This window comes from Halorubrum sp. Atlit-26R (assembly GCF_003666015.1).
Lineage (GTDB): Archaea > Halobacteriota > Halobacteria > Halobacteriales > Haloferacaceae > Halorubrum.
Genome location: NZ_QPLT01000559.1, coordinates 1 through 432 on the forward strand (window position 1 = coordinate 1; position 432 = coordinate 432).

The window sequence follows — 432 nt, forward strand, 5'->3', positions numbered from 1 at the left end:
TCGAAGTCGTGGTCGCCGCTCGCGGCCTCGACGAGTTCGACGGACTCGGGTCGAATCCCGAGGACGAGGTCGGTCACGTCGCCGATGTCGTCGCGTATCTCCGCGCCGACCGGGTACTCGAAGGAGTCACCGACCAGGCGGTCGCCCTCGCGAGTCACGTCGAAGAAGTTCATCGACGGCTCGCCGAGGAAGCTCGCGACGAACTGGTTTGCGGGCTCGTGGTAACACTCCAGCGGCGTCGCAATCTGCTGGAGCTCCCCGCCGTCGAGGATGGCGATGCGGTCGCCCATCGTCATCGCTTCCGTCTGGTCGTGGGTGACGTAGACGGTCGTGACGCCGAGGTCGTCTTGGAGCCGCTGGAGCTCAGTCCGCATCTGCGCGCGGAGCTTCGCGTCCAGGTTGCTGAGCGGTTCGTCCATCAGGAACACCTCA

At 65.7% G+C, this 432-nt stretch carries 1 protein-coding gene; it reads right to left on the reverse strand.

The features are described 5' to 3' along the window. Positions 1 to 432, reverse strand: a 432-nt coding sequence (locus tag DVK07_RS21935) for an ABC transporter ATP-binding protein (protein WP_394338910.1), incomplete at both ends; no start/stop codon positions are given.